Annotated in this window: 21 protein-coding genes and 1 riboswitch; of the genes, 18 read left to right on the top strand and 3 right to left on the bottom strand. The window is 71.8% G+C overall.

Translation table 11 applies throughout. The features are described 5' to 3' along the window. Positions 1–129 precede the first annotated feature (129 nt). Positions 130–1,245, bottom strand: coding sequence for a glycine cleavage system aminomethyltransferase GcvT (gcvT, locus tag ACIQ9E_RS03870; RefSeq protein WP_403701525.1), 1,116 nt, complete (start codon positions 1,243–1,245; stop codon positions 130–132). Positions 1,246–1,421: 176 nt separating this feature from the next. After that, positions 1,422–1,516, bottom strand: a riboswitch (glycine riboswitch). Between the two features lie 372 nt (positions 1,517–1,888). Between gcvT and ACIQ9E_RS03865 the strand changes: the two genes are divergently transcribed. From ACIQ9E_RS03865 to ACIQ9E_RS03815, 11 genes are all read left to right on the top strand, one after another. After that, positions 1,889–2,722, top strand: coding sequence for an ATP-binding protein (locus tag ACIQ9E_RS03865; protein WP_403701522.1), 834 nt, complete (start codon positions 1,889–1,891; stop codon positions 2,720–2,722). A 105-nt stretch (positions 2,723–2,827) separates the two neighbouring features. Beyond that, entirely contained in the window at positions 2,828–3,643 is an 816-nt protein-coding gene (locus tag ACIQ9E_RS03860) for an enhanced serine sensitivity protein SseB (RefSeq protein WP_403701519.1), read from the top strand. Positions 3,644–4,053: 410 nt separating this feature from the next. Beyond that, positions 4,054–4,833 carry an enhanced serine sensitivity protein SseB C-terminal domain-containing protein gene (locus ACIQ9E_RS03855; RefSeq protein WP_403701516.1) on the top strand — a complete coding sequence of 260 codons (780 nt, stop codon included), beginning with the start codon at positions 4,054–4,056 and terminating at the stop codon, positions 4,831–4,833. Between the two features lie 621 nt (positions 4,834–5,454). Beyond that, on the top strand, positions 5,455–6,459 hold the full coding sequence (locus tag ACIQ9E_RS03850; protein ID WP_403701514.1) for an ABC transporter permease: 1,005 nt from the start codon (positions 5,455–5,457) through the stop codon (positions 6,457–6,459). Between the two features lie 128 nt (positions 6,460–6,587). Further along, positions 6,588–8,360 (top strand): ABC transporter substrate-binding protein, encoded by a 1,773-nt coding sequence (locus ACIQ9E_RS03845; RefSeq protein WP_403701511.1) that lies wholly within the window; start codon positions 6,588–6,590, stop codon positions 8,358–8,360. Between the two features lie 209 nt (positions 8,361–8,569). Then, complete coding sequence (locus ACIQ9E_RS03840; protein ID WP_006346423.1) at positions 8,570–9,544, top strand: ABC transporter permease; 975 nt, start codon at positions 8,570–8,572, stop codon at positions 9,542–9,544. Then, positions 9,541–10,674: an ABC transporter ATP-binding protein gene (locus tag ACIQ9E_RS03835; protein ID WP_403701508.1), complete on the top strand. Its 1,134-nt coding sequence runs from the start codon at positions 9,541–9,543 to the stop codon at positions 10,672–10,674. Before ACIQ9E_RS03840 ends, ACIQ9E_RS03835 begins: the two co-directional genes overlap by 4 nt. Further along, entirely contained in the window at positions 10,671–11,945 is a 1,275-nt protein-coding gene (locus ACIQ9E_RS03830) for an ABC transporter ATP-binding protein (RefSeq protein ID WP_403701505.1), read from the top strand. Before ACIQ9E_RS03835 ends, ACIQ9E_RS03830 begins: the two co-directional genes overlap by 4 nt. A gap of 51 nt (positions 11,946–11,996) precedes the next feature. Then, positions 11,997–12,656, top strand: coding sequence for a trimeric intracellular cation channel family protein (locus ACIQ9E_RS03825; RefSeq protein ID WP_403701502.1), 660 nt, complete (start codon positions 11,997–11,999; stop codon positions 12,654–12,656). A gap of 64 nt (positions 12,657–12,720) precedes the next feature. Beyond that, entirely contained in the window at positions 12,721–13,566 is an 846-nt protein-coding gene (locus ACIQ9E_RS03820; RefSeq protein WP_403701499.1) for a thioesterase family protein, read from the top strand. A gap of 172 nt (positions 13,567–13,738) precedes the next feature. After that, positions 13,739–14,902, top strand: a complete 1,164-nt coding sequence (locus ACIQ9E_RS03815; RefSeq protein WP_403701496.1) for a cysteine desulfurase family protein — start codon at positions 13,739–13,741, stop codon at positions 14,900–14,902. A 387-nt stretch (positions 14,903–15,289) separates the two neighbouring features. Here the strand turns inward: ACIQ9E_RS03815 and ACIQ9E_RS03810 are convergent, their stop codons facing one another. After that, positions 15,290–15,943 (bottom strand): N-acetylmuramoyl-L-alanine amidase, encoded by a 654-nt coding sequence (locus ACIQ9E_RS03810; RefSeq protein WP_403702871.1) that lies wholly within the window; start codon positions 15,941–15,943, stop codon positions 15,290–15,292. A gap of 327 nt (positions 15,944–16,270) precedes the next feature. Here ACIQ9E_RS03810 and mnmA point away from each other — a divergent pair, with 327 nt between their 5' ends. Continuing rightward, positions 16,271–17,413, top strand: a complete 1,143-nt coding sequence (gene mnmA, locus ACIQ9E_RS03805) for a tRNA 2-thiouridine(34) synthase MnmA (protein ID WP_403701493.1) — start codon at positions 16,271–16,273, stop codon at positions 17,411–17,413. Between the two features lie 74 nt (positions 17,414–17,487). Here mnmA and ACIQ9E_RS03800 read toward each other — a convergent pair whose 3' ends face one another. Then, on the bottom strand, positions 17,488–18,285 hold the full coding sequence (locus ACIQ9E_RS03800; protein ID WP_403701490.1) for an alpha/beta fold hydrolase: 798 nt from the start codon (positions 18,283–18,285) through the stop codon (positions 17,488–17,490). A 181-nt stretch (positions 18,286–18,466) separates the two neighbouring features. On the opposite strand from ACIQ9E_RS03800, the gene ACIQ9E_RS03795 reads away from it, so the two are divergent. From ACIQ9E_RS03795 to gatC, 6 genes are all read left to right on the top strand, one after another. Beyond that, on the top strand, positions 18,467–19,003 hold the full coding sequence (locus ACIQ9E_RS03795; protein WP_403701488.1) for a TIGR00730 family Rossman fold protein: 537 nt from the start codon (positions 18,467–18,469) through the stop codon (positions 19,001–19,003). A 310-nt stretch (positions 19,004–19,313) separates the two neighbouring features. After that, the gene (locus ACIQ9E_RS03790) at positions 19,314–20,003 is read left to right on the top strand and encodes an SDR family oxidoreductase (RefSeq protein WP_403701485.1); all 690 of its coding nucleotides are present in this window, start codon (positions 19,314–19,316) and stop codon (positions 20,001–20,003) included. Between the two features lie 121 nt (positions 20,004–20,124). Further along, a complete protein-coding gene (locus ACIQ9E_RS03785) occupies positions 20,125–21,144 on the top strand; it encodes a methionine synthase (RefSeq protein WP_403701482.1) in 1,020 nt (339 codons plus the stop codon). 151 nt (positions 21,145–21,295) lie between these two features. Continuing rightward, positions 21,296–23,482 (top strand): NAD-dependent DNA ligase LigA, encoded by a 2,187-nt coding sequence (gene ligA, locus ACIQ9E_RS03780; RefSeq protein ID WP_403702868.1) that lies wholly within the window; start codon positions 21,296–21,298, stop codon positions 23,480–23,482. Between the two features lie 335 nt (positions 23,483–23,817). Further along, positions 23,818–26,001 (top strand): putative bifunctional diguanylate cyclase/phosphodiesterase, encoded by a 2,184-nt coding sequence (locus ACIQ9E_RS03775; RefSeq protein WP_403701479.1) that lies wholly within the window; start codon positions 23,818–23,820, stop codon positions 25,999–26,001. 232 nt (positions 26,002–26,233) lie between these two features. Then, positions 26,234–26,530: an Asp-tRNA(Asn)/Glu-tRNA(Gln) amidotransferase subunit GatC gene (gene gatC, locus ACIQ9E_RS03770; protein WP_006346410.1), complete on the top strand. Its 297-nt coding sequence runs from the start codon at positions 26,234–26,236 to the stop codon at positions 26,528–26,530. The last annotated feature ends 4 nt before the right edge of the window (positions 26,531–26,534 follow it).

Genomic DNA, 26,534 nt, shown 5'->3' with positions numbered 1-26,534 from the left:
TGCGGATGAACGGACCCGGACCGTGGCGACGTGCGTCTGGTCACGTACGGCGTCCGGGCGGCCATGGGGCAGGGAAAGAAAGGCCAGGCAGAAGGCGGGAAGGAAGGGAAAGCGGGCGCCGGGAGAGGGCTACTTCTGCCGGCGGTAGAAGGGGAGCGCCACGACCTCGTACGGCTCGTGCGCACCGCGGATGTCGACCCCGACCCCGGCGGTCCCCGGCGCGGCGTGCGCCGCGTCCACGTACGCCATGGCGATCGGCTTGCCGAGGGTGGGGGAGGGGGCGCCGGAAGTGACCTCGCCGATCACCGCGCCGTCCGCCACCACCGGATATCCGGCGCGCGGCACCCGGCGGCCCTCGGCGACCAGTCCGACGAGGGTACGCGGCGGGGCGCTCGCGGCCCGCTCGGCGGCGGCTTCCAGCGCCTTGCGCCCGACGAAGTCGCCCTCCTTCTCGAACTTGACCACCCGGCCGAGACCGGCGTCGAAGGGGGTGAGCGCGGTCGTCAGCTCGTGCCCGTACAGCGGCATTCCCGCCTCCAGGCGCAGCGTGTCCCGGCAGGACAGCCCGCAGGGCACCAGGCCCGCGTCCGCGCCCGCCTCGGTCAGTGCCCGCCACAGGCCCTCCGCGTGCTCCGGCGCCACGAAGAGTTCGAAACCGTCCTCGCCGGTGTAGCCGGTACGGGCGATCAGCGCCGGAACCCCGGCGACCGTGCCCGGGAGGCCCGCGTAGTACTTCAGCCCGTCGAGATCGGCGTCCGTGACGGACTTCAGGATTCCGGGGGCCTCGGGGCCCTGGACGGCGATCAGCGCATAGGCGTCGCGGTCGTCGCGCACCTCCGCGTCGAAGCCGGCCGCCCGCTCGGCCAGCGCGTCCAGCACGGTCTGCGCGTTGCCCGCGTTCGCGACGACCAGATACTCCGTGTCACCGGTCCGGTACACGATCAGATCGTCGAGGATGCCGCCGTCCTCCCGGCAGATCATCGTGTAGCGGGCGCGGCCGGGGCCGACCGTCGAGATGTTGCCGACCAGCGCATAGTCCAGCAGGGCCGCGGCCTGCGGGCCGGACACGGTGATCTCACCCATGTGGGAGAGGTCGAAGAGCCCGGCCCTGCTCCGCACGGCCTGGTGCTCCTCGCGCTCGCTGGCGTACCGCAGCGGCATGTCCCAGCCTGCGAAGTCGGTCATGGTCGCACCCAGGGAGCGGTGCAGGGCGTCGAGGGCGGTACGGCGGGGGGCAGTGCTCATGAACGGGTTCTCCCAGGCAGGACGGATTCCATGACGACGAGGACGTTCCTCCCCATCTGTCATCGGAACCTGAGAGGTTCGTCGCGACCCCGCGTACGGATGGACGTACGGACGGGAGGGCGCGACTTGCACCTTGGGTGGGGCCGGCGGATGCGGGCCCGCTTTTCAGATCTGCCTCATCGCACGCGGTACGGGGCCTGAGAGATTCAAGGGAGGAACTTGCTCCTTCGGCGCCCGGAGTCGTGCTCCGGGTCTCTCCCGCGCGGATTCGAACGGCCGGTATGCAGTTGGCGCGCACATCATTGCACGCAGAACGGGAAGTGCGGGAGCCCCTGCCCGGTTGTTCTCGGTACGGGGCGGACCGAGGACCCGGGAGGGTGCCCGGCCGGGACCGGCGCCGGGACCGGCGCCCGACGGTGGGGAACCGCGACGGGTGTGGCACCGGTCTTACCGGGGAAAACGCCGCTGTGCGGGGCGAAGGCGGGAGAAACGCACGACACGACTGGAGGAACGTGAGACGGATTCGAGGAGCAACACGGGAAATGCCGGAAAAATCGGTCGCATCTCATTACCATTTCTTTACGGTCCGTTGATGCTCCATGGGCATGTGTGTGGGTGACCCGACATGGGGGAGGAGGGTGTGATGACGTTGCAGCGCTCCAGCGCCTACGCCACGACCGCGGGGGTGCCCGCGCAGCCGGCAGCGCCCGTGCGGGAGCGGGTGGGCGCGCACGCGCCGCCGGTGCTGCGCGATCTCCGGGGCCGCGCGGGCCGCGGGCCGCGGGCGCTCTCGTTCGCGGCGGGTGACCTCGTGGTGGTCTCCGGGCTGCCCGGCAGCGGAAAGTCCACCCTGATCAGGAGGGCGGTCGCCGCTGCGGGAGCACGCCCGGCCGCCGGTCCGGGTTCCGGTTCGGGTTCCGATTCGGGTTCCGGTTCCGGTTCGGGTTCCGTCTCCCGGGGCGGACCGGACACTCCGGAGGGAGCCGATACCGGGGCCGCTCCCGGTCCGGATATCGCGGCGGAATCCGGTTCGGCCTGCGGAATCGACTCCCAGGACACCCGGGACCGCTGGGACGCGGCCGTGCCCCGCCTCCTTCCGTACGCCCTCTACCGCCCCTTCGTCCGCCTCGCCCACTACGCCGGCCTGCGCCGGGCGCTCAGGTCCGGGCGGTCCGTCGTGGTCCACGACTGCGGCACCCAGGCCTGGGTCCGCCGCTGGCTGGCCCGCGAGGCCCGCCGCAGAGGCACCGGACTCCATCTGATGCTCCTCGACGTCCCGCCCGAGGTGGCCCGCCAAGGCCAGCGGGAGCGGGGCCGCGGCGTGTCCGGATACGCCTTCGCCCGCCACCGGCGGGCCGCGGGCCGGCTGATCGCCGACGCCGAGGCGGGCCGGGCCCCGGCCGGCTGCGCCTCCGTGATCCTGCTGGACCGCCCCGCCGCGACCGCACTCGACCGGATCGGTTTCACTTCCGGCTGACCCGCCGGAAGCCCTCCGCCGCCGCCCGTACCCCGTTCCCGTTAGCACTAGAGTCGTCGGCACACCGAGCGGGGACCCGGGGGCCGGGGGAGAGGGCGAACAGGGATGAACGTGGCGGAGCAACCGGACTCGCGACCGTACGGAGGGGCGCCCGGCAGCCCGTACGCACCCTGGCCGGTGAACGAACTGGAGGAGACCCTCGCCGCCTCCCTGGGCGACCCGGGCGCGGGCCCCCGGGTCGTCGAGGTGCTCGGCCGCAGCCCCGTCTGGGTGCCGCTGCCCCACGGCGGCGGGCCGGAGAGCCGGGAACTCGACCTGCCCATGGTCGAGATCGACGGCGCGGCCCATGTCCCCGTCTTCAGCTCCGAGGAGCAGTACCGGGCCTGCGTCGGCGATCTGATGCCGTACACCGTCGCACCCGCCCGCGATTTCGCCCGCGGACTGCCGCCCCAGGTCGGCCTCGTGCTCAATCCGGACGGGACCGTCGGGGTGCCGCTGCCGCCCGCCGCCGTCGCCGAACTCTGCCGGGCCGGGCAGAGCCCGCCGGGCGGCCCGGCGAGCGGCGGCCGGGTCCGGCTCGCCGAACCCGACTGGCAGGACGATCCGGTGGACTTCCTGGCGGCCGCTTCGGAGGAGTTCGGGGCGGTGGGCGTGGTGGCCACCGCGCGCCGGGCCCTGGCGTCCGTCGAGGGCGACGACCCGGCGCTCTTCATCGGCGTCCAGCTCTTCCCCGCCGGAACCCCGGAGGCCGTACTCGACGCCCTGGGCCGGGCCCTGGGCCGCTGTGCCGTTCGCTGGCCGGTCAACATGGTCTTCCTGGACCTGACCGACGATCCGGTGGCCGACTGGTTCCGCACCTCGGTACGGCCGTTCTTCGAGGGCGAACTCCGTCTCCGCGGCGGCGCGGGGGCCCGTCCCTAGGCCATGTCGTCAAAATCCCGCCTGGCCCGCGACGCCCGGCACGCACACTCTCCCCCGGTGCCCTTCGGGCACGGGAGGTGCCCCCTGCGTTGTCGGGATTTCCCGAGTACGTCCAGTACGAGGGAAACCCACCGCCTTGCGATTGCACGCACCTGGGGGTCCCCCCAGCCGCAGGGCTGGGGGAGCCGCAGGCCCCGCCCTTCGGGCGGACGGCGCCATTTTGACGACACGACCTAGACCGCGGTCCGGGCGGCGGGAAGCCCCGCCGCACGGTCCGCGGGGAACCGGCCGACGGCTCCGCCGCATCACGGAGGACGCCACCAAACGAAGGGGCGCGCCGTAAGCTGGGAGCGGTCCGGGCCGCGGCCCGGGGGCACGGACGACCGTTGGGACAAGAGGGGCGGAACAGGGTGAGCGCGTCAGGCACGGCCGCGGCCGGGCAGATCGAGCACATGCTCCGCCAGGTGACGCCGGGGCGGTACGACGCGTACGAGGCGCTCCTCGCGGCCCTCGCCGATCCGGTCGGCGGCCGGATCTGGATGCTGCTGTGGAACGGCCGTCCCGGCACACCGGACGCCCAGTACGGCAATCTGGAGGTCGACGGCCACGGCTACGCGCCCGCCGTCACCTCCGCGCAGGAACTCTCCGCGTCGGGCTGGAGCCGTGCCCACGAGGTGGTCAGCGGGCTCGATATCGCCCGTGCCCTCTACCCCGACCGCTGGGGCATCTGGCTCAATCCGCATGCCCCCGGCGGCGGGGTCGGCATCCCCTGGACCGATCTGCGGCGGATCGCGACCGGGCTCGACCGGATGCCCGCGGGCCCGCTGCGGCTCTCCGAACCGGCGATCGACATCCCCCAGTTCTACGCCCTGCTGGCACGGAACGCCCAGCAGACCCCGGCCGTCCGCTCGCTGCGCCGCGTCTGGGTTCAGCCCGCGCTCGGCGCCCCCTATCTCGCTATCGGGCTGGACCTGTACGACACCAGCCGCCCGTCCGTGGACGCGGTACGGGCCATGATGCAGCAGTCCATCGCGGCGGTGCCCGACGGGCTGCCGGTGTCGACCGTCGCGCTCTCCGACGAGTACGACCCGGTGGGGATGTGGCTGCTGGCCCACGCCAGGCCGTTCTACGACCGCGAGGCCCAGGCGGCCCCCGGCGGCTACGGCTATCCGTCCGCCGCCGGCCGCTGACCCCGGGCCGGTCTTCCTCTCCCGTTCCGCCCGCCCCGTCCCGGCCGTTCCTCCGCCGACGCCGGGCTCCGGTTGGTTCCCGGACGGGTGGAGGCCGGCCGGAACCCCCCTTTTCCATGACGGTTCCGGCCATCCGACAGCCGGCCGGTACACCGTGACCGGCCGGTGGACGGCCGAATGTCGCGCATCTGTTCGGGGAGCGCCGGAGTACCCCGACCTGCCTAGGGTTTCCCCTCAAGATCAGGTTCATGGCAAGGAATCTGCGGATGCCATTCCCGGGGTGCCTTGGATTCGCAGGACATCAACTGTCCGATAATCGGAAACTGGCTCAACTGCCCCGGGTTGCAGGGGAGATGGCGCCCCGCTCAGCCGTCGATACCGTCCGGATAACGGATTCCCTCGCCATGCATCACGTTTGGGCAACCATTGGCCGGGAGGTCTGGCGAGTGATCGCGGCACCGTTGAAGACTCCCGCAGCAGGGGGACATTCGTCCCCGCGTGCCGCCGGGTCGAACGTACTTCTTGTACCAACTGCTCCACGTGCACCAGATGTTGTGAAAGAAGCCGCTACAGCGGCGGGTACGGGCCGGTCACCTCCGGCCGAGAGGGGTCCCCACCACGATGACGGCACCAATGCACGACACGAGCGCGGACGCGGAGAAGACCGCGCCCGCCGATGTCGCGGCGGCTGTAGTCAGGAAGTCTGTCGAAGGGCGGTCTCTGCGGCAGATCGCCTGGTCCCGGCTGAAGCGGGACAAGCTGGCGCTGGCAGGCGGCATCGTTGTCATCTTTCTCGTGCTCGTCGCGGTCTTCGCCCCGCTGATCGTCGATCTCTTCGGGCATCCGCCGAACAAGTTCCACCAGGACAAGCTGGACCCGCTGTTCAACACCCCGAAGGGCGACTTCGGCGGAATCAGCTCCGAGCATCTGCTGGGCGTCGAGCCCAACACCGGACGCGACGTCTTCAGCCGGGTGGTCTACGGGGCCCGGATCTCGCTGCTGGTGGCCTTCCTCGCCGCGGTCGTGGCCGTGTTCCTCGGCACCCTCTTCGGCATCGTCGCCGGCTACTTCGGCGGCTGGGTCGACGCGATCATCAGCCGGGTCATGGACATGCTGCTCTCCTTCCCGCAGCTGCTCTTCATCATCTCCCTGGTCGCGGTGTTGCCCAACGACCTGTTCGGACTCACCGGTTCCAGCGTCAGAATCGCCATCCTGGTCGCAGTGATCGGCTTCTTCGGCTGGCCCTACGTCGGGCGCATCGTGCGCGGCCAGACCCTCTCGCTGCGCGAGAAGGAGTACATCGAGGCCGCCCGCAGCCTGGGCGCGGGCCGCCGCTACGTCCTCTTCAAGGAACTGCTGCCCAACCTCGTGGCCCCGATCACCGTCTACGCGACGCTGATGATCCCGACCAACATCCTCACCGAGGCGGCCCTCAGCTTCCTCGGCGCCGGGGTCCGTCCGCCGACCGCGTCCTGGGGCCAGATGCTCTCCACCGCGGTCAAGACCTACGAGTCCGACCCGACCTTCATGGTGATCCCCGGACTGGCGATCTTCATCACGGTGCTGGCCTTCAACCTCTTCGGCGACGGCGTGCGGGACGCGCTCGACCCCAAGGGCACCCGGTGAGCACCCCCGGCGGCCCCGCCCGGCCGCCGCAGACAACAGAACGTGCCCCTGCCACACCTGTCAGGCGGCTCCCCGATGGTTTCCCGGCGTCGAGCAGGGACCGCGCTACTCCGGAGGTTGCAACAACCATGACTCCCCAACGTTCGTCGAGGCCCGGGCGTATCGCCGTGGCGGCCCTGGTCGTGGCCGCCCTCACGGCCACCGCGGCGTGTGGTGGCGGTGGCGACGACGACAAGGCAGGCGGCAAGGGCGCCGGCTTCAACGCCGGTGCCAAGGGCATCGCGAACCCGTCCACCAAGACGGGCGGCACCCTGAAGTTCATCGGCAAGCAGGACCTGGACTCGGCCGACCCGACCCGCCAGTACTACGGCATGGCCTGGGACTTCTCCCGCTTCTACTCGCGCCAGCTCGTCAGCTACGCCACCAAGCCGGGCGCCGCCGGTGCCGAACTGGTGCCGGACCTGGCCGCCGGGAAGGCCGTCATCACCAACGGCGGCAAGACCTACACGTACAAGCTCCGGGACGGGATCACCTGGGAGGACGGCACCCCGATCACGTCCAAGGACATCAAGTACGGCATCCAGCGCGTCTGGGCGACGGACGTCCTGCCGGGCGGCCCCGCCTACCTGCGCCAGGTCCTCGACCCGGCCGGGACCTACAAGGGCCCGTACAAGGACACCACCCCGGACAAGCTCGGTCTGAAGGCCATCCAGACGCCCGACGACAAGACCATCGTCTTCAACCTGCCCAAGGCCAACGGCGACTTCGAGCAGATGCTCGCCATGCCGGCCGGCTCCCCGGTGAAGCAGTCGAAGGACAACGGCGCGCAGTACCAGCTGAAGCCGTTCTCCTCGGGCCCGTACAAGTTCGAGAAGTACGAGCCGAAGAAGAGCATCAGCCTGGTCCGCAACGACAAGTGGAACAAGGCCTCCGACCCGATCCGCCCGGCCCTGCCGGACAAGATCACGGTCACCATCAACTCGAATATCGAGGCCATCGACGAGCTGCTCATCAAGGGCGAGTACGACGTCGACCTGAACGCCACGGGCATGGGCCAGGCCGGCCGTACCAAGGCGCTCAAGGAGCACAAGGACAACGTCGACAACATGACGACGAGCTTCGTCCGCTACGTCGACATCGTCAGCACCCTGGCGCCCTTCAACAACATCGAGTGCCGCAAGGCGGTCATCTACGCGACCGACTTCGCCTCGATCCAGCAGGTCCGCGGCGGCCCGCAGGCCGGTGGTGACATCGCCCCCAACATGCTGCCGAAGGACGTCAAGGGCGCCGACGACTACGACCCGTTCGGCGTGCTGGCGCGCAAGGGCAAGCCGGACACCGCCAAGGCCAAGGCAGCCCTGAAGGCCTGTGGCAAGCCGGAGGGCTTCTCCACCAACATCAGCGCCCGCAGCAACAACCCGGGTGAGGTCCAGGCCGCCGAGGCCCTCCAGGAGTCGCTGTCCGCGGTCGGCATCAAGACCCAGGTCGACCCGATCGACGGCGCCGAGTCGTCGAGCATCACCGGCTCGCCGGCGGTCGTCAAGCAGCGCAACCTCGGTCTGATCATGACCGGCTGGGGTCCGGACTTCCCGACCGGCCAGGGCTTCTCGCAGCCGATCATCGACGGTCGCTTCATCGCGGACAACGCGAACTACAACATGTCGCAGACGAACGACCCGAAGATCAACAAGTTCTTCGACGACGCGCTGCTGGAGACCGACCCCAACAAGGCCGGTGAGATCTACAAGCAGATGAACCACGCCGTCGCGGACCTCGCCGTCCAGATGCCGCTGGTGTACGAGAAGAACATCACCTGGCGCAGCTCGCGGCTGACCAACGCCTACTCCACCGCGGCGTACAGCGGTCGCTACGACTACGTCACCCTCGGCGTCGTCAAGTAGTCCACCGCACCCGAGGATCCCGGTGGTGACCCGCAGCCCCACGGCGCGGGTCACCACCGGCACCACCCCACCATCGCCCAACCCGCCAGTCCCGAAGGGCAGGTGATGGCCTCGGGCGGGGGGGGGGGGGGGGGGGGGCCCCCCCCCCCCCCCCCCCCCCCCCCCCCGCCGCCGGGCCGCGCACAGTGCTTGCTTACGTCATCCGGCGATTGTTCGCCGTCGCCATGATGCTGTTGGTCGTGACCCTGACGACCTTCGTCATCTTCTTCGTGCTCCCCAAGTGGGCCGGTTCCGATCCGGCGTATCTCTTCGCCGGGAAGCAGGCCGACCCCGCCGCGATCGAGGGCATCCGGAAGAAGCTGGGCCTCGCCGATCCGGTGCTGGTGCAGTTCTGGAACTTCGTCCAGGGCATCTTCGCCGGCCGGGAGTACGCCAACGGCACCGATGTCACCAAGTGCCCTGCCCCCTGCTTCGGCTACTCCTTCCGTACCGAACAGGCCGTATGGCCGCAGCTCACCGAGGCGATCCCGGTCACCCTGTCGCTCGCGGGCGGTGCCTGTCTGCTCTGGGTCGTCGGCGGTGTCGCCGCCGGTGTGGTCTCCGCGCTGCGCCGCGGCACCCTCTGGGACCGGGCCGCGATGACGGTCGCCCTGGCCGGCGTCTCGCTCCCCATCTACTTCACCGGTCTGATCTCGCTGGCCGTCTTCAGCTGGCAGCTGGACTGGGTCAGCGGGGAGTACGAGGCCCTGGCGGACGATCCCGCCCAGTGGTTCCAGAGCCTCATCCTGCCGTGGATCACCCTGGCCTTCCTGTACGCCGCGATGTACGCCCGGCTCACCCGCGCCACCATGCTGGAGATCATGGGCGAGGACTACATCCGGACCGCCCGCGCCAAGGGACTGACCGAGCGGGTCGTCATCGGACGGCACGCCATGCGCTCCACCTGGACCCCCGTCCTCACCCTGCTCGGGCTCGACCTGGGTGCTCTGCTCGGTGGCGCGGTGCTCACCGAGTCCACGTACAACCTGCCCGGTCTCGGCAAGCTCGCCATCGAGTCGATCAGCTCCAAGGACCTTCCGCTGATCCTCGGCGTCACCCTCTTCGCCGCCCTGTTCATCTGTGTCGCGAACCTCGTCGTGGACATGCTGTACGCCGTCGTCGACCCGCGAGTGAGGATCGGATGACCGAGTCGAAGAAGTCCGCGGCCGCCGAAGCCCCGGCCGCCGAAGCCCCGGCCACCGCGCCCGGTGAGGTGGCCCCCGCGGGAGCCCCCGCGCCCACCGCGTTCCTGGAGGTCCGGGATCTGCGCGTGCACTTCCCCACCGACGACGGCCTGGTCAAGTCCGTCGACGGGCTGAGCTTCCGGCTGGAGAAGGGCAAGACCCTCGGGATCGTCGGCGAGTCCGGCTCCGGAAAGTCCGTCACCTCGCTGGGGATCATGGGTCTGCACACCGCGGGCCAGCACGGCCGCGGCAAGGCCCGGATATCCGGCGAGATCTGGCTGGACGGCAAGGAACTGCTGAGCAGCGACCCGGACGAGGTCCGCAAGCTCCGCGGCCGGCAGATGGCGATGATCTTCCAGGATCCGCTGTCCGCGCTCCACCCGTACTACACCATCGGCCGGCAGATCGTGGAGGCCTACCGGGTCCACCACGACGTCGACAAGAAGACCGCCAGGACCCGGGCGATCGACATGCTCGACCGGGTCGGCATCCCCCAGCCCGACAAGCGGGTCGACAGCTATCCGCACGAGTTCTCCGGCGGGATGCGTCAGCGCGCGATGATCGCGATGTCGCTGGTCAACAACCCCGAGCTGCTGATCGCCGACGAGCCGACGACCGCGCTCGACGTGACCGTGCAGGCGCAGATCCTCGACCTGATGCGCGATCTCCAGAAGGAGTTCGGGTCCGCGGTCGTCATCATCACCCACGACCTCGGCGTCGTCGCCGAACTCGCGGACGACATCCTGGTGATGTACGGCGGACGCTGTGTCGAACGCGGACCGGCCGAGCAGGTCTTCTACGAGCCGCAGCACCCCTACACCTGGGGACTGCTGGGCTCCATGCCGAGGATCGACCGGGACCAGACCGAGCGGCTCATCCCGGTCAAGGGCTCCCCGCCCAGCCTGATCAACATCCCCGACGGCTGTGCCTTCAACCCGCGGTGCCCGTACGCCGACGTACCCAAGGACAATGTGACGCGCACCGTCCGCCCCGAACTCCAGGAGGTGGGCGGACGGCACTTCTCCGCCTGCCACATGTCCAAGGAGGAGCGGACGCGGATCTGGACCGAAGAGATTGCGCCCAAGCTGTGAGTGACAACGTGAAGATTCCCCGGCAGGCCGACCGGACCGGAGCGGACGACCGGCCCGAGGCGCTGCTCCGGGTCGAGGGCCTGGTCAAGCACTTCCCGATCCGCAAGGGGCTGCTGCGGCGGCAGACCGGGGCCGTCCAGGCGGTCGACGGACTCTCCTTCGACGTCCGTCCCGGCGAGACCCTGGGCGTCGTCGGCGAGTCCGGCTGCGGAAAGTCGACCATGGGCCGGCTGATCACGAGGCTGCTGGAGCCGACCGGCGGGCATATCGAGTTCCAGGGGCACGACATCACGCACCTCGGGGTCGCGGGCATGCGTCCGCTGCGCCGGGACGTCCAGATGATCTTCCAGGACCCGTATTCGTCGCTGAACCCCCGGCACACCATCGGCACCATCGTCTCGGCGCCGTTCCGGCTCCAGGGGATCGAGCCCGAGGGCGGGGTCAAGAAGGAGGTCCAGCGGCTGTTGGGGCTCGTGGGGCTCAACCCGGAGCACTACAACCGCTATCCGCACGAGTTCTCCGGCGGCCAGCGCCAGCGCATCGGCATCGCCAGGGCCCTGGCCCTGAAGCCGAAGCTGGTGGTCGCGGACGAGCCGGTCTCGGCGCTGGACGTGTCGATCCAGGCCCAGGTGGTCAACCTCCTGGACGACCTCCAGGAAGAGCTGGGCCTCACCTATGTGATCATCGCCCACGACCTTTCGGTGATCCGCCATGTCTCGGACCGGATCGCGGTGATGTACCTGGGCAAGATCGTCGAGCTGGCGGACCGCAAGTCGCTCTACGAGTCGCCGATGCATCCGTACACCAAGGCGCTGCTGTCGGCCGTGCCGGTGCCGGACCCGCGGCGGCGGGGGGTCAAGAGCGACCGGATCCTGCTCAAGGGCGACGTTCCCTCGCCGATCGCGCCCCCGCCGGGCTGCCGCTTCCACACCCGCTGCTGGAAGGCGACGGAGCTGTGCCGGACGCAGGAGCCGCCGCTGGTCGAACTGCGCCCCGGGCAGCAGGTCGCCTGCCACCACCCGGAGAACGCGGACGACGCCGATCAGCCGGCCCCCGGCGACCGGCTCCTGATATCGGCGCGGGAGGCGGTCGAGATCGTCAGCACGGTGCCGAAGGCGGCCGAGGACAACGGCCCGGAGACCGGAACCGGAACGGACCCCGAGGCCGGAGCCGCGGCGGGCGGGTCCCCGGCCGGGACTGCGGCCGGGACTGCGGAGGAGACCGCCGGCGGGACGGCCGCAGCCGACGGTCCGGAGGACACCGGGAAGTAGTCCGCGGCAGCGGAACCGAGCGGGCGCCGGACGAGGCGGCACAATCGTCCGGTGCTCCAAGAACTGTTCACGCCCTCCGTCCAGCATGCGCTCGACCTCGCCGGAATCTTCGTCTTCGCGATCTCCGGCGCCCTGCTCGCCGTCCGCAAGAACTTCGACGTCTTCGGTATGGCGGTACTCGCCGAGGTCACCGCGCTGGGCGGGGGGCTGCTGCGTGATCTGATCATCGGGGCCGTTCCCCCCGCCGCCTTCACCGACCTCGGGTACTTTCTGATGCCGCTGGTCGCCACGGTCCTCGTCTTCTTCCTCCATCCGGTCGTGGAACGCATCCAGGCCGGGGTCAATGTCTTCGACGCCGCCGGACTCGGTCTGTTCTGTGTCACCGGCACCACCAAGGCGTACGAATACGGGCTGGGCCTCACTTCCTCCGCCGTCCTGGGCGTGGCGACCGCGGCGGGCGGCGGCGTCCTGCGGGACGTCCTCGCGAACGAGGCGCCGTCGCTGCTGCGCTGGGACCGCGATCTCTACGCGGTGCCCGCGATCGTGGGCGCCGCGATGGTCGCGCTCTTCATCCGCTTCGACAGCCTGAACGCCTTCACCAGCTCGCTGGCCGCGCTGACCGCCTTCGCCATCCGGCTGCTGGCGATGCGCTTCCACTGGCGGGCCCCGCGCGCCTGGAACCGCCGCTCCACCGCGACGGAGGAGGTCTGAACCGCCCCCCATTCCGATCGAACAAAAGCTACCGCTTAGTATTTGCTTGCGGTACGGTGCGGCCATGGCACAGGCAGCACAGGCAGCGATAGGCAACAGCGAATTCGACCGCGACACCGCGGTGGCCCTGCGGGAACCCGGTGTCTACGACGCCCTCCTCTCGCCGGGCTGGACGATCCTGCACGCCGTCAACGGCGGCTATCTGCTGGGGCTGCTCGGCCGCGCCCTCGGCGACGCCCTGCCCCACTCCGATCCCTTCACCCTCTCCGCCCATTTCGTCAGCGCCTCCACCCCCGGACCCGCGGTGATCCGGACCCAGACCGTCCGCACCGGCGGCACGCTCTCCACCGGGCAGGCATCCCTCTGCCAGAAGGACGAGGACGGCCGGGAGGTCGAACGGATCCGGGTGCTCGCCACCTACGGCGATCTCTCCGGTCTGACCGGGGACGTCCGCACCTCCGCCACCCCGCCGGTCCTCCCGCCCCGTGAGCAGTGCGTCGGCCCCGCGGACGCCCCGGGCCTCGACCTCTCCCGGACCTGGGCGATCCTGGGCCGCCTCGATATCAGGCTGGACCCGGCCACCGTCGGCTGGGCGCTCGGGGACCCCTCCGGCAAGGGAGAGGTGCGCGGCTGGTTCTCCCTCGCCGACGGCCGGGACCCGGACCCCCTCTCCGTGCTCGCCACGGTGGACTTCTTCCCGCCCACCTCCTTCGATCTGGGGCTCCCCGGCTGGACCCCGACCGTCGAACTCACCGCCCATATCCGCTGCCGCCCCGCCCCCGGCCCGCTGCGGGTCGCGATCGCCACCCGCAATCTGGCCGGCGGCTTCCTGGAGGAGGACGCCGAGGTCTGGGACAGCGCGGACCGGCTGGTGGCCCAGTCCCGCCAACTGGCGAAAGCGCCCCGCTGAGCCGCCCCCCGGGGCCGGGAGCCGCCGTCGGACCGGCCGGGACCGCCCCGAGCCGGGCGCCGTTCCCTGCCCCGCGCCGACCGCCGTTTCCCGGCCCGGGGGGCCGTGCCGCCCCGCATACCCCCACGCGCCGCAGATGCACCCCCTTCCGTCCTCGTAGAATCGGGCCACCATGGCCTACCTCGACCACGCCGCGACCACTCCGATGCTGCCGGAAGCCATCGAGGCGATGACTGCCCAGCTCAGCGCGTTCGGCAATGCGTCCGCGCTCCACGCCGCCGGGCGACGGGCCCGCCGTACCGTCGAGGAGGCCCGGGAGGCCCTCGCCGACGCCCTGGGCGGCCGCCCCAGCGAGGTGGTGTTCACCTCGGGCGGGACCGAGGCGGACAACCTCGCCGTCAAGGGCCTCTACTGGCAGCGGCGCGACGCCGACCCCGCCAGGACCCGCATTCTCGCGAGCCCCGTCGAGCACCACGCCGTTCTCGACGCCGTCGACTGGCTGGGCGAACACGAGGGCGCCACCGTCGAGTACCTGCCCGTCGACGCCTACGGGCGGGTCCACCCCGAGGCCCTGCGCGCGGCCGTCGAGCGCAACCCCGACGACATCGCCCTGACGACCGTCATGTGGGCCAACAACGAGATCGGCACCGTGATGCCGGTCGCCGGACTCGCCGCCGTGGCTCATGAGTACGGCATCCCGATGCACTCGGACGCGGTCCAGGCCTTCGGCCAGCTCGATATGAGCTTCGCCGAATCCGGACTCGCGGCCATGACGGTCTCCGGCCACAAGATCGGCGGCCCCTACGGCATCGGCGCGCTTCTGCTGGGCCGTGACTACGCCCCGGTCCCCGTACTGCACGGGGGCGGCCAGGAGCGGCACGTACGCTCCGGGACACTGGACGTTCCCGCCATCGCCTCCTTCGCGGTGGCCGGACGGCTGGCCGCCGAACGCCGTGAGGAGTTCGCGCGACAGATCGGCTCCCTTCGGGACCAGCTCGTCCGGGCCGTACTCGACGCGGTACCGGACGCGGTCCTCGGTGGCGACCCCGAGGACCGGCTCCCGGCCAATGCGCATTTCTCCTTTCCCGGTTGCGAGGGCGACTCGCTGCTGCTGCTCCTGGACGCACAGGGCATCGAGTGCTCCACGGGATCGGCCTGCACCGCCGGGGTTGCCCAGCCCAGCCATGTCCTCCTCGCCACCGGCACCGACCCCGACCTGGCGCGAGGGACCCTTCGCTTCACCCTCGGCCGCACCTCCACCACGGCGGATGTGGAGGCACTCGCGAAGGCGATCGGGCCGGCGGTCGACCGGGCCCGTACGGCGGGTCTGAGCTGAGCATCCCCCGCACCACGGCCGTTCAGTACCAATTGGCGACCACACGCCACGACACGGCGACCCCACGCCACAACCGGAACAGGAACCCCCGCCCCCGCTGACGCCGCACCTGTGCTCGGCGGCCCCGCGAGGGTCCGGGCCCAGGACACGCACGTCCGACCCTGGGCGGCCGAACTCCGACCCGGTGTCCGAAGCCGGACCCGGACCCGGACCCCAACCCGAAGCCGGACCCCAACCCGAAGCCGGACCCGAATCAGACGGTCCCACCCGGACCGGACGGCTCCCCCCGGTGGCCGGGCCCGGACCGGGCGGGGCCCGGCCGCCGCGCGGCGGCCCGGAACAGGCCGTCCGGCCCCCGCCCGGACACCCCGGCGGAGGCCGTACCGACTACTTCCCGGCCTCGGCAGCCAGCTGCTCCCGGGCCCCGGGCAGCGCCGCACGCACCAGCTTCAGATAGCGCTCCCAGTCCCAGTGCGGCCCCGGGTCGGTGTGATCCGTCCCCGGCACCTCCACATGCCCGATGATGTGCTCACGGTCCACAGGCAGCCCGTACCGGACGCAGATCCCCGCCGTCAGCTTCGCCGACGCCGCGTACATCTCGTCCGTGAAGTCCTGCGGCCGGTCGACGAAGCCCTCGTGCTCGATGCCGACACTGCGCTCGTTGAAGGAACGATTTCCCGCATGGAAGGCCACGTCCAGCTCGCGGATCATCTGGGCCACCTTCCCGTCCTTGCCCACCACGTAGTGCGTCGCGGCGCCGTGACCGGGATTCTTGAAGACCCGCAGGGCCGTCGGGAAGCTCCCCTGCACCACATGGATGATCACGCGGTCGATGCGGTAGTCGTCGGGCCGGTCCGCGAGCCGCCAGTTGGCCCGCGCCGCGGCGGTCCACTGCGCGCCCGCGTGATCCAACTCACCTTCCTTGCGCGGTTTGGTCATCCCCGGCATCCGCCACCACAACCGGGCCAGCGAGTCGTGTGCCAGTACTCCGCCGCCGACCAGCACGGCCGCGCCGCCGAGCAGCAGCCCCCGCCGCCCGATCCGGCGGCCCCCGCCGTCCCGGCCGTCGGCACCGCCCCCGCCTTCCCCGCGGGCGCGGCGGCCCTCCGTACGGCGGCGGCGGCGGCGGCCACGCCCGGCCGTCCGGCCCCCGCCGTCACCACGCCGCCCGTCCGCCGCACCCGCCGATGCTGCTGCGGCCGCTGAGGCCTCGGCGCCCCCGGGGGACGATCCACTGCCGCGGCCCGCGCCGTCGTGACCACCGTCACTGCCGGGGCGTCCGTTCTCGGGCTCTGCTTCGCTCTCCATGTCTCCTACGACGCATACTCGCGAGCTCTCGTTTCACGAGGACCGTACCCTGGTAGGGCTATGACTCAGACGACTCCTCAGCGCCCCCTCCGGGTGCTCGCCGCGATGTCGGGGGGCGTGGACTCCGCCGTCGCCGCCGCCCGTGCCGTCGAAGCAGGTCACGACGTGACCGGCGTGCATCTCGCGCTCTCCGCGAATCCGCAGTCCTTCCGCACCGGCGCCCGTGGCTGCTGCACCATCGAGGACTCGCGCGACGCCCGCCGTGCCGCCGATGTGATCGGTATCCCCTTCTACGTCTGGGATCTCGCCGAACGTTTCCGAGAGGACGTCGTCGAGGACTTCATCGCGGAGTACGAGGCGGGCCGCACCCCCAATCCGTGTCTGCGCTGCAACGAGAAGATCAAGTTCGCCGCGCTGCTCGACAAGGCGCTGGCCCTCGGCTTCGACGCGGTGTGCACCGGTCACTACGCCACCGTCGTCACCGACGCGGACGGCCGCCGCGAGCTGCACCGCGCCAGCGATATGGCCAAGGACCAGTCGTACGTCCTCGGTGTGCTCGACGAGCGCCAGCTCGCCCATGCGCTCTTCCCGCTGGGCGATACCCTCACCACCAAGGACGAGATCCGCGCCGAGGCCGAGCGCCGCGGTCTGGCCGTGGCGAAGAAGCCGGACAGCCACGACATCTGCTTTATCGCCGACGGCGACACCCAGGGGTTCCTCGCCGACCGTCTGGGCCGGGCGGAGGGCGATATCGTCGACGAGTCCGGCGCCAGGCTGGGCACCCACGACGGTGCTTTCGGCTTCACCATCGGCCAGCGCAAGGGGCTGCGCATCGGGCATCCGGCGCCCGACGGCAAGCCGCGGTACGTCCTCGATATCTCACCGGTCGACAACACCGTCACCGTCGGCCCCGCGGAGGCGCTGGATGTGACGGAGCTGACCGCGATCCGCCCGCGCTGGTGCGGTACGGCCCCCGAGGGCCAGGGCGAGTACACGGCCCAGTTGCGCGCCCACGGCGGCGAGACCCCGGTGACGGCCGTGGCGGTCGACGGTGAGCTGCGGGTTGTCTTCACCGAGCCGGTCCGGGGTGTCGCCCCCGGGCAGGCGATCGTGCTGTACGACGGCACTCGCGTGGTCGGCTCGGCCACGATCTCCGCCACCCGCCGGGCCTCCGCCGCTGCCGCAGCCGCCACCGCCGGCTGAGGAGCCGCGGCGCCGGGCGGCTGCGCCCGTCGGCCGGGCACCGGGGGAGACCCGCTGCCCGGCCGGGCCCGGTCTCAGGGCGCGAAGAACGTCTCCAGGACGGGTGCGAGCACATAGGGCGACACCTCGTCCGTCTGCCCCGTCAGCGTCCGGTGGCGGCCCCGCGGGAGCGCCTCGGCCACCAGCTTCGCCGCCTCGCGCACCGGCCCGGGACTCGCCCCGCCGTCCGCGACCATCACCCGTACCGGCACCTGCTGCAACAGGTGGTGCGGCACCGAGCCGTCGCCCGTGACCGCGTCGTCGTACGGCAGGGTGTGCGCCACCGCCTCCAGCCCGGACCACACGGGAGAGCTGCGCATCCGCGCCACGAGCTGGTCCGGTGTCCCGGTCCTGCGGAGGTGGAGTGCCAGCGCGGCCCCCGCCTGCCCCCGGGCCACCAGCTCCCGGGTACGGGCCACATGCGCGCCCGGCGCACACCCGGGTCGTACCGCCGGGTCGTACGGCGGCTGGTACACCGACAGATGAGCCACGGGTACGCCCGCGGCCGCCGCCCGCAGCGCCAGCGCGCCCCCCGACGCCGTACCGTGCACCCGGGCCCTGCCGCCCGCCGCTTCGATCACGGCGGCCAGATCTTCGATCTCCCGCTCCACGGCGTATCCCGCGCGGTCTTCGCTGCCGCCCCGCCCGCGCCGGTCGTAGGTGAGGACGGTGAAGCGCGCCGCCAGCAGTTCGGCCAGCGGCGCATCGCTCGCCGCGGTGGCCAGGGCGCCGCCCACCAGTACCAGCGGGGGGCCGTCGCCGCGCCGCTCGTACGCCAGGAGTGTCCCGTCCGCCGACCGCGCCCGTTCGAGCGTCCGGATCGTCTTGTCCATGCGAGTGCTGACCGGGCGGCGGCGCCCGACTCATCGCTGCGCGGGAAGTTTTTCCGCGCCTTCTTCGACGAGCCCCTACCGGTGCCCGGTATCAGGGCATTTGCCGGTTGGCGGGCCTGTCGATCGGGGTGCTCCGGGAGCGGGGGGAGGGCCGCGCCGGGGCGTCCCGTACCGTGACGCCATGAGAATCTGCGTCTTCCTCTCCGCGGCCGATCTCGACGAGCGGTACACCCGTCCGGCGCGCGAGTTCGCCGAACTGCTCGGCAAGGGGGGCCACACCCTGGTCTGGGGCGGCTCCGAGAGCGGACTGATGAAGGTCGTCGCCGACGGTGTCCAGGAGACGGGCGGGCGGCTTGTCGGGGTCTCGGTCGACTTCCTGGCCGCCACCGCGCGGGCCGGTGCCGATGAGATGGTGATCGCCCGGGACCTGGCCGAGCGGAAGGCGCTGCTGCTGGCGAAGGCCGACGCCGTGGTGGTCATGGTGGGCGGTACCGGAACCCTCGACGAGGCGACGGAGATCCTGGAGCTGAAGAAGCACGGCCGTCAGAACAAGCCGGTGGTGCTGCTGAATACCGCGGGTTTCTACGACGGGCTGAAGACCCAGTTCCACCGCATGGAGTCGGAAGGGTTCCTGCCGGTGCCCCTGGCCGATCTGGTGTTCTTCGCCGAGGAGCCGGTCTCCGCGCTCGCGTACCTGGAAGAGGCACTCGGCCGCTGACGAGCGGGCGTAAGGCGGCGGCCGCCACGACGCGCCTACGGAACCGATCGCCCCACCCGGCGTACGAACCCGGCTGTCACCCCCCGGCGTACGAACCCGGCCGTCACCCCCCGGCGTACGGAAGCAGCCGCTGCGCCCGGCGTACAGAACCGGCCGCCTGCGGCAGGGGTACGGAACCGGGCCCGCGCGCCGGACCTACGGGACCGGCCGCCGGGTCGGGCAGAGGCACGGAACCGCTCCGGCAGGCAGCCGCACGGGCCCGCACCGGTGCCGGTGGCCGGGCCCGTCGGCGGAGTGCGAGCATGACCGCATGACCACGCACCTGATCACCGGGGCCGGCTCGGGCATCGGCGCCGCCGTCGCCCAGCGGCTCCACGACCGCGGCGACGAACTCGTCCTGCTGGCCCGCGACGCCGGGCGCGCCCGCGAGATCGCGTCCCGTTACCCCGGCGCACGCGCCCTTGTGGCCGATCTCTCCGATCCCGACCGCATCTCCTGGGCGCTGTCGCACCAGGAGGTGCCGGACCGCATCGACACCCTGCTGCACATCGCGGGCGTCGTCGACCTCGGCCCGGTCGGCGAACTCACCCCCAAGGCCTGGCACCACCAGCTCAACACCAATCTGATCGCCCCGGCCGAACTGACCCGGCACTTCCTGCCGCAACTGCGCGTCACCCAGGGGCACGTCGTCTTCGTGAACTCCGGCGCCGGGCTCACCGCGCACGCCGAGTGGGGCGCGTACGCCGCCTCCAAGCACGGACTGAAGGCCCTCGCCGACTCGCTGCGCGCCGAGGAGCACGGCAACGGCGTCCGGGTGACCTCCGTCTACCCCGGCCGCACCAGCAGCCCCATGCAGGCGAAGGTCCACTCCCAGGAGGGGCGGGAGTACGACCCCGACCGCTGGATCGCCCCGGAATCGGTGGCCACCACGGTCCTGACCGCGATCGACCTGCCCCGGGACGCCGAGATCAACGACCTGACCGTCCGTCCCGGCCGCTGAACCACCGCCCCGGCCCGTCCCGGCCGCTCACCCCCGGCCCCGGCCCGCCCCCGCCCGTCCCCGCCCGTCCCGGCGCAGGTCCGGGGCGGGCCCGTCCCGCGCGGGCACGTACCCTTCCGGGGTGAGTGAGAAGAGTTCCGGAGTCAGCGACAAGAGCGCGTTCCCCCGGGGCGCCGCCACCGGAGTGGGATCCCTGCCCGGCGGCGACGCCCGCGAGGCGGCGAAGACCGTCACCGGGTCCTTCGAGGACTTCCCCCATCTGCCCGAGCTGCCCGCCCGCGGCCCCGGCGCCGACATGATCGGCCGGACCCTCGGGCTGCTCGTCGAGATGTACGCCCATGTCGAACCCAGCGGCTGGCGGGTCGGCGACCGCCCCGGCCGGGACACCCGGCGGGCCCGCTCCTGGCTGGGCGAGGACCTCGACGCCCTGGAGGAGTTCACCCAGGAGTACGAGGGGACGCTCAAGGTGCAGGCCGTCGGCCCCTGGACGCTCGCCGCCGCGCTGGAGCTGCGCAATGGCGAGTCCGCGCTCGGCGACCCCGGTGCCTGCCGCGATATCACCGGCTCACTGGCGGAAGGGCTCCGGGCGCATCTGGCGGAGGTGCGCCGCCGGATCCCGGGCGCCCGGGTCGTGCTCCAGCTCGACGAACCCTCCCTCACCGCCGTACTGCGCGGCCGGGTCCGTACCGCCAGCGGCTACCGCACCCACCGGGCCGTGGACCGGCAGCTCGTGGAGGCCGGTCTGCGCGAGGTGATCGGGGACGAGACCGTCCTGGTCCACTCCTGCGCCCCGGACGTCCCCGTCGCCCTGCTGCGCCGGGCCGGTGCCGCGGGTATCTCCCTCGACTTCGGGCTCCTCACCGAGCGTGACGAGGAGGCGATCGGTGAAGCGGTGGAAGGCGGTACGACACTCTTCGCGGGCGTCGTGCCCTCCACCGACACCGGATTGTCGGACCCGGCAGGTAGCGTCATGGGTGTCAGGACGCTGTGGCGCAGGTTGGGGCTGAATCCGGGGACGCTGAGCGATTCCGTGGTCATCACCCCGACCTGTGGTCTGGCGGGTGCCTCACAGGCGTACGCCCGGACCGCTCTCGCCCACTGCGTCCGGGCAGCGCGTTCGCTCGCGGACCACCCTGAGTGACGGATCGGGGGTGCCGGGGGCGGCCGCGCGCAGCGTGACGGGTGACCGGCCAGAGCCGGCGAATCGGGAGGACACGACGGTGACGGGCATCGAGCGGACGCAGCAGCCCGCGGACGGCGGCGCAGAGGACGCCTCGCGGGAGGGTACGGCCCTGGCGGAGGTGCAGGAGGGCGCCGGCCTGCCCGCGCAGGCGCGCGAGGAGCACGCGCGGCTCGCCGGGGAGATCGACGAGCACCGCTTCCGGTACTACGTGAAGGACCAGCCCGTCGTCAGCGACGGGGAGTTCGACGCACTGATGCGGTCCCTGGAGGCGCTGGAGGAGCGGTATCCGGCGCTGCGGACCCCCGACTCGCCGACCCAGAAGGTGGCCGGCGCCTATGAGACGGACCTGGCGAAGGTCGAACACCGGGAGCGGATGCTCTCCCTCGACAACGCCTTCGACGAGGAGGAGCTGGCGGCCTGGGCCGAGCGGATCGCCCGTGACGCCGGCACCCCCGACTTCCACTTCCTCTGCGAACTGAAGGTCGACGGGCTCGCCGTCAACCTGACGTACGAGAAGGGGAAGCTGGTCCGCGCGGCGACCCGCGGCGACGGCCGCGTCGGCGAGGACATCACGCCCAATATCCGCACCATCGCCGATATCCCCGAGCGGCTCAGCGGGGACCGGGTCCCCGAGCTGGTGGAGATCCGCGGCGAGGTCTACTTCCCGATGGACGCCTTCGAGGAGCTGAACGCCCGCCGGGTCGCCGCCGGGGAGCAGCCGTACGCCAACCCCCGCAACTCCGCCTCCGGTTCGCTGCGGCAGAAGGACCCCCGGGTCACCGCGACCCTGCCGCTGCACATGGTGGTCCACGGCATCGGCGCCCGGGACGGCTTCACCATCGACTGCCTCTCCCACGCCTACGAACTGCTGCACGAATGGGGCCTGCCGACCGCCCGCCACAACAAGGTCGTCGACTCCCTCGACGGCGTCCGCGAGTTCATCGCGCACTACGGCAAGAACCGCCACTCCATGGAGCACGAGATCGACGGCGTCGTCGTCAAGCTCGACGAGATCCCGCTCCAGGGGCGGCTGGGCTCCACCTCGCGCGCGCCCCGCTGGGCCATCGCCTGGAAGTATCCGCCGGAGGAGGTCAACACCAAGCTCGTCAACATCCGCGTCGGAGTGGGCCGCACCGGGCGGGTCACGCCCTACGCCCAGGTCGAACCGGTGAAGGTGGCCGGGTCCGAGGTCGAGTTCGCCACCCTCCACAACCAGGACGTGGTGCGGGCCAAGGGCGTCCTCATCGGCGATACGGTCGTGCTGCGCAAGGCCGGTGACGTCATCCCGGAGATCCTCGGCCCGGTCGCCGACCTCCGGGACGGCTCGGAGCGGGAGTTCGTGATGCCCGCCGAATGCCCCGAGTGCGGTACGGCGCTGCGCCCCATGAAGGAGGGCGATGTCGATCTGCGCTGTCCCAACGCCCGTTCCTGCCCGGCCCAGCTGCGGGAGCGGCTGTTCTACCTCGCGGGCCGCAAGGCCCTCGACATCGACCACTTCGGCTATGTGACGGCCGCTGCCCTCACCAGACCCCTGGAACCGGCCGAGCCGCCGCTGAAGGACGAGGGCGATCTGTTCGGCCTCGGGGTCGAGCAGCTGCTGCCGATCGTGGCGTACGTCCTCGACCAGGACAGCGGTCTCCCCAAGCGGGACCCGAAGACGGGGGAGGAGAAGACCGCCACCGTCTTCGCCAACCAGCAGGGCGAGGCCAAGAAGAACACCCTGGCGCTGCTGGAGAGCATCGAGGCGGCCAAGCAGCGGCCGCTCGCCCGGATCCTCACCGGACTGTCGATCCGCCATGTCGGCCCGGTCGCGGCGGAGGCGCTCGCCCGGGAGTTCCGGTCGATCGACCGTATCGAGCAGGCCGGTGAGGAGGAGCTGGCCGCCACCGAGGGCGTCGGGGCGATCATCGCGGCCTCCCTCAAGCAGTGGTTCGCGGAGGAGTGGCACCAGGAGATCCTCCGCAAGTGGCGGGCGGCCGGGGTGCGGATGGAGGAGGAGGGCGCCGACGAGGAGCAGGGCCCGCGGCCCCTCGAAGGCCTGACCGTCGTCGTCACCGGAACCCTGGAGAACTACACCAGGGATGGCGCGAAAGAAGCCCTCCAGAGACTCGGCGCGAAAGTGACCGGATCCGTTTCCAAGAAGACGGCGTTCGTGGTGGTCGGGGAGAACCCCGGCTCCAAGTACGACAAGGCGATGCAGCTCAAGGTCCCTGTTCTGGACGAGGGCGGCTTCGTCGTCCTCCTGGAGCAGGGGCCCGATGAGGCTCGTGAGGCTGCCGTGCCGCAAGAGGCGTGATACGGGGCGCGGGCCGGGGGCGCGCGCCGGGCGCTCACCCCCGGACGCACCGGGCGCACCCGGTGAGAACAAGACGTTCCGCACACGGCAGGAACGACCGGTAACAGTCACCCGTTCAGCGCATAGCAGATGGATAAGGGTGACCCGGTCGCATTCGGGCAAGAGCAGGAGAGCGCCGCTCGTCGGTGCCCGCCGCGCCCTACTGTTGAGAGGTGCGCCTGTCGTGCACGGCCGAGTGATGGGATTTCAGTCGTCGTGGCATGAGAACGGGTTCCACGGGAATCACCGGAACCATCGCGTAACGATCGGCACCGCCGGCTGTGAGAGGGACGGGAATGGAACCGACCGAGAGCGCCGCCCCGGTCCCGAGGCTGCGGGGGATCGCCGCCCTGTCGGGGGGTCCGGCGGGTCTGTCGCCCGGACTGCCCGCGGCCACCGTGGCCGGTGCCGGGATCGTCGTCTGCGCCGGGGTCTTCGCCGCCGTGCGGGACGGCCGGGCGCTCTTCCCCGGCTCCACCGCGGGCTGGTCCCTCGCGGTCCTCACCGGAATCGTCGTCGGCCATCTCGTCGCCCTCGGCCGGGACCGCTCGTGGGGCGGTACGGGCTCCGGCGCCGCGCTCACCCTCGCCGTGCTCCTCCTCTACGGCTGGGTCCCGGCCGTACTGGTCAGCCTCGCCGTCGTCGGGCTGGTCGGCGCGGTCCGGCGCAACCGGCGGCGGCCCGGTCTGCTCCACGGCGCGGCCGATGTCCTCGGCGTCGGCGCCGCGGGGTTCGTGCTCGCCCTGCTCGGCCGTCAACCCAGCGTGGAAACCCCCTGGTCACCGCTTGACTGGGGGATCGGGGCCGCGGTGGAAGTGGTCCTCGCGGCCACCGCCTATCTCGCCGTCACCCGGCTGCTGCTGTGGTATGCGCGGATCCCGCAGGTCCAGGGGATGCCGGGGGTGCCCACCGTCGCCAGGACGGCCCTGCTCCGCCAGGGTCTGCTCGCCGTCGCCCTGCTGGGCATCGCCCCCCTCGTCTGCGTGGTCGCCGTCGCCCGGCCCCTGCTGCTGCCGCTGTTCGCGGTGCCGCTGATCGCCCTGGACTCCGCGCTCCGGATCGCCCGGCTGCGGGCCGAGGAACAGCTCCGGGACCCGCTGACCGGCCTGCCGAACCGGCAGTGGCTGCTGGAGCGGACGTGGACCGCACTGGAGGACGCGGAGAGCAGCGGTTCCCGGGCCGCCCTCGTCCTGATCGACCTCGACCGCTTCCGCTCCGTCAACGACACCCTCGGTCATCTCGCCGGTGACCGGCTGCTCCTCCAGATAGCGCAGCGGCTCCGTCCCGCGCTGCCCCGCGGGGCCGAGGCGGCCCGGCTCGGCGGCGACGAGTTCGCGGTGCTGCTGCCGGCGACGGACTCCATCACCAGCGCCCAGCGGGTCGCCCGGCAGCTCGCCGCGGAGCTGTCCTCCCCGCTCGACCTCGACGGGCTCACGCTCGTGCTGGAGGCGAGCGCCGGGGTCGCCGTCTTCCCCGACCACGCGCGGGACGCGGAAGGCCTGCTGCGCCGCGCCGACGTCGCGATGTACCAGGCCAAGCGGGACCGGACCGGCGTCGAGGTGTACGAGTCCAAAAGGGACAGCAACACGCCCGACCGGCTGGGGCTCCTCGGTGATCTGCGCCGGGCCCTGGACGCCCGCGAAGTGGAACTCCACTACCAGCCCAAGGTCCGCTTCGACGGCCATGTCGCCGGACTGGAGGCGCTGGTCCGCTGGGTCCATCCCGAGCGGGGGCGGGTCCCGCCCGACGAGTTCATCGCGATCGCCGAGTCCTCCGGTCTGATGCCGCACCTCACGGAGTACGTCCTCGACACCGCGCTCGCGCAGGTGGCCAAGTGGCGGGCCCAGGGGCTGAAGGTCCCCGTCGCCGTCAACGTCTCGCCGCGCGACGTCCACAGCCCCGGGTTCGCGGGTTTCGTCGCCGCGCGCCTCGCCTGCCACGGAGTGCCTCCCGGGGCGCTCCAGCTGGAGATAACGGAGCATGTGCTCCTGGAGGATCCCCAGCGGGCCGCGGACACCCTCGCCGGGCTCACCGACCACGGGGTGCGGATGTCCCTGGACGACTTCGGCACCGGCTACTCCTCCCTGGTCCATCTGCGCCGGCTCCCGGTCAGCGAGCTGAAGATCGACCGTTCGTTCGTGGCCCGGCTCGCCGTCGACACCCAGGACGCGGAGATCGTCCGCTGCACGGTCGACCTCGCGCACTCCCTGGGGCTGCTCGTCGTCGCGGAGGGCGTCGAGGACGACGAGACCTGGGAGCGGCTGCGGGACCTGGGCTGTGACGCCGTACAGGGCTGGCTGGTGGCCGCGGCGATGCCGCCGCACGAGACCACGGCCTGGCTGCGGGCCCGAGGCGAGCGCGGCTGGCACCGCCAGCGCGATACCGCCGACCCGGCGGCCCCGCCGCCCGCCCAGCCCCCCGCCGAGGCCCCGGCGGCCGCGAACGCGGGCCGGCGCCCCGGCGAGCCCCTGGCGCCGTAGACCCGCGCCGCAGACCTGCGCCGTAGACCCGCGCCGGGGACCTGTGCCGGGGACCCGGCGCCACCGGGCCGGCGGGGCGCTCGGCCGGCCCCCGGCAGCCCGGGTGTGCCGCGGTGTCCGGCCGGGGAGACAGCCGGCTCACGCGATGCCCGTCAAACCGTTTCGTGAGCATGGGGCGCCGACCCATAGGATTGGGCCAAACACCCACACTCACCCTGATGAGGATCTCCGCATGCCTGGCATCACGCGCGAGGAGGTCGCCCACCTCGCCCGGCTGGCACGTCTGGAGTTGTCCGGCGAAGAACTCGACCACTTCGCAGGTCAGCTGGACGACATCATCGGCGCGGTAGCCCGTGTCGCCGAGGTCGCCGACCAGGACGTACCCCCGACCTCCCATCCGCTGCCGCTGACGAACGTCATGCGCGCGGACGAGGTCCGTCCGTCGCTCACGCCCGCGCAGGCGCTCTCCGGCGCCCCCGCCCAGGAGCAGCAGCGTTTCAAGGTGCCGCAGATCCTGGGGGAGGACTAGGAAC

This window comes from Streptomyces sp. NPDC094448 (genome assembly GCF_044763775.1).
Lineage (GTDB): Bacteria > Actinomycetota > Actinomycetes > Streptomycetales > Streptomycetaceae > Streptomyces.
This window is presented reverse-complemented; position numbering and strand designations above follow the sequence as displayed.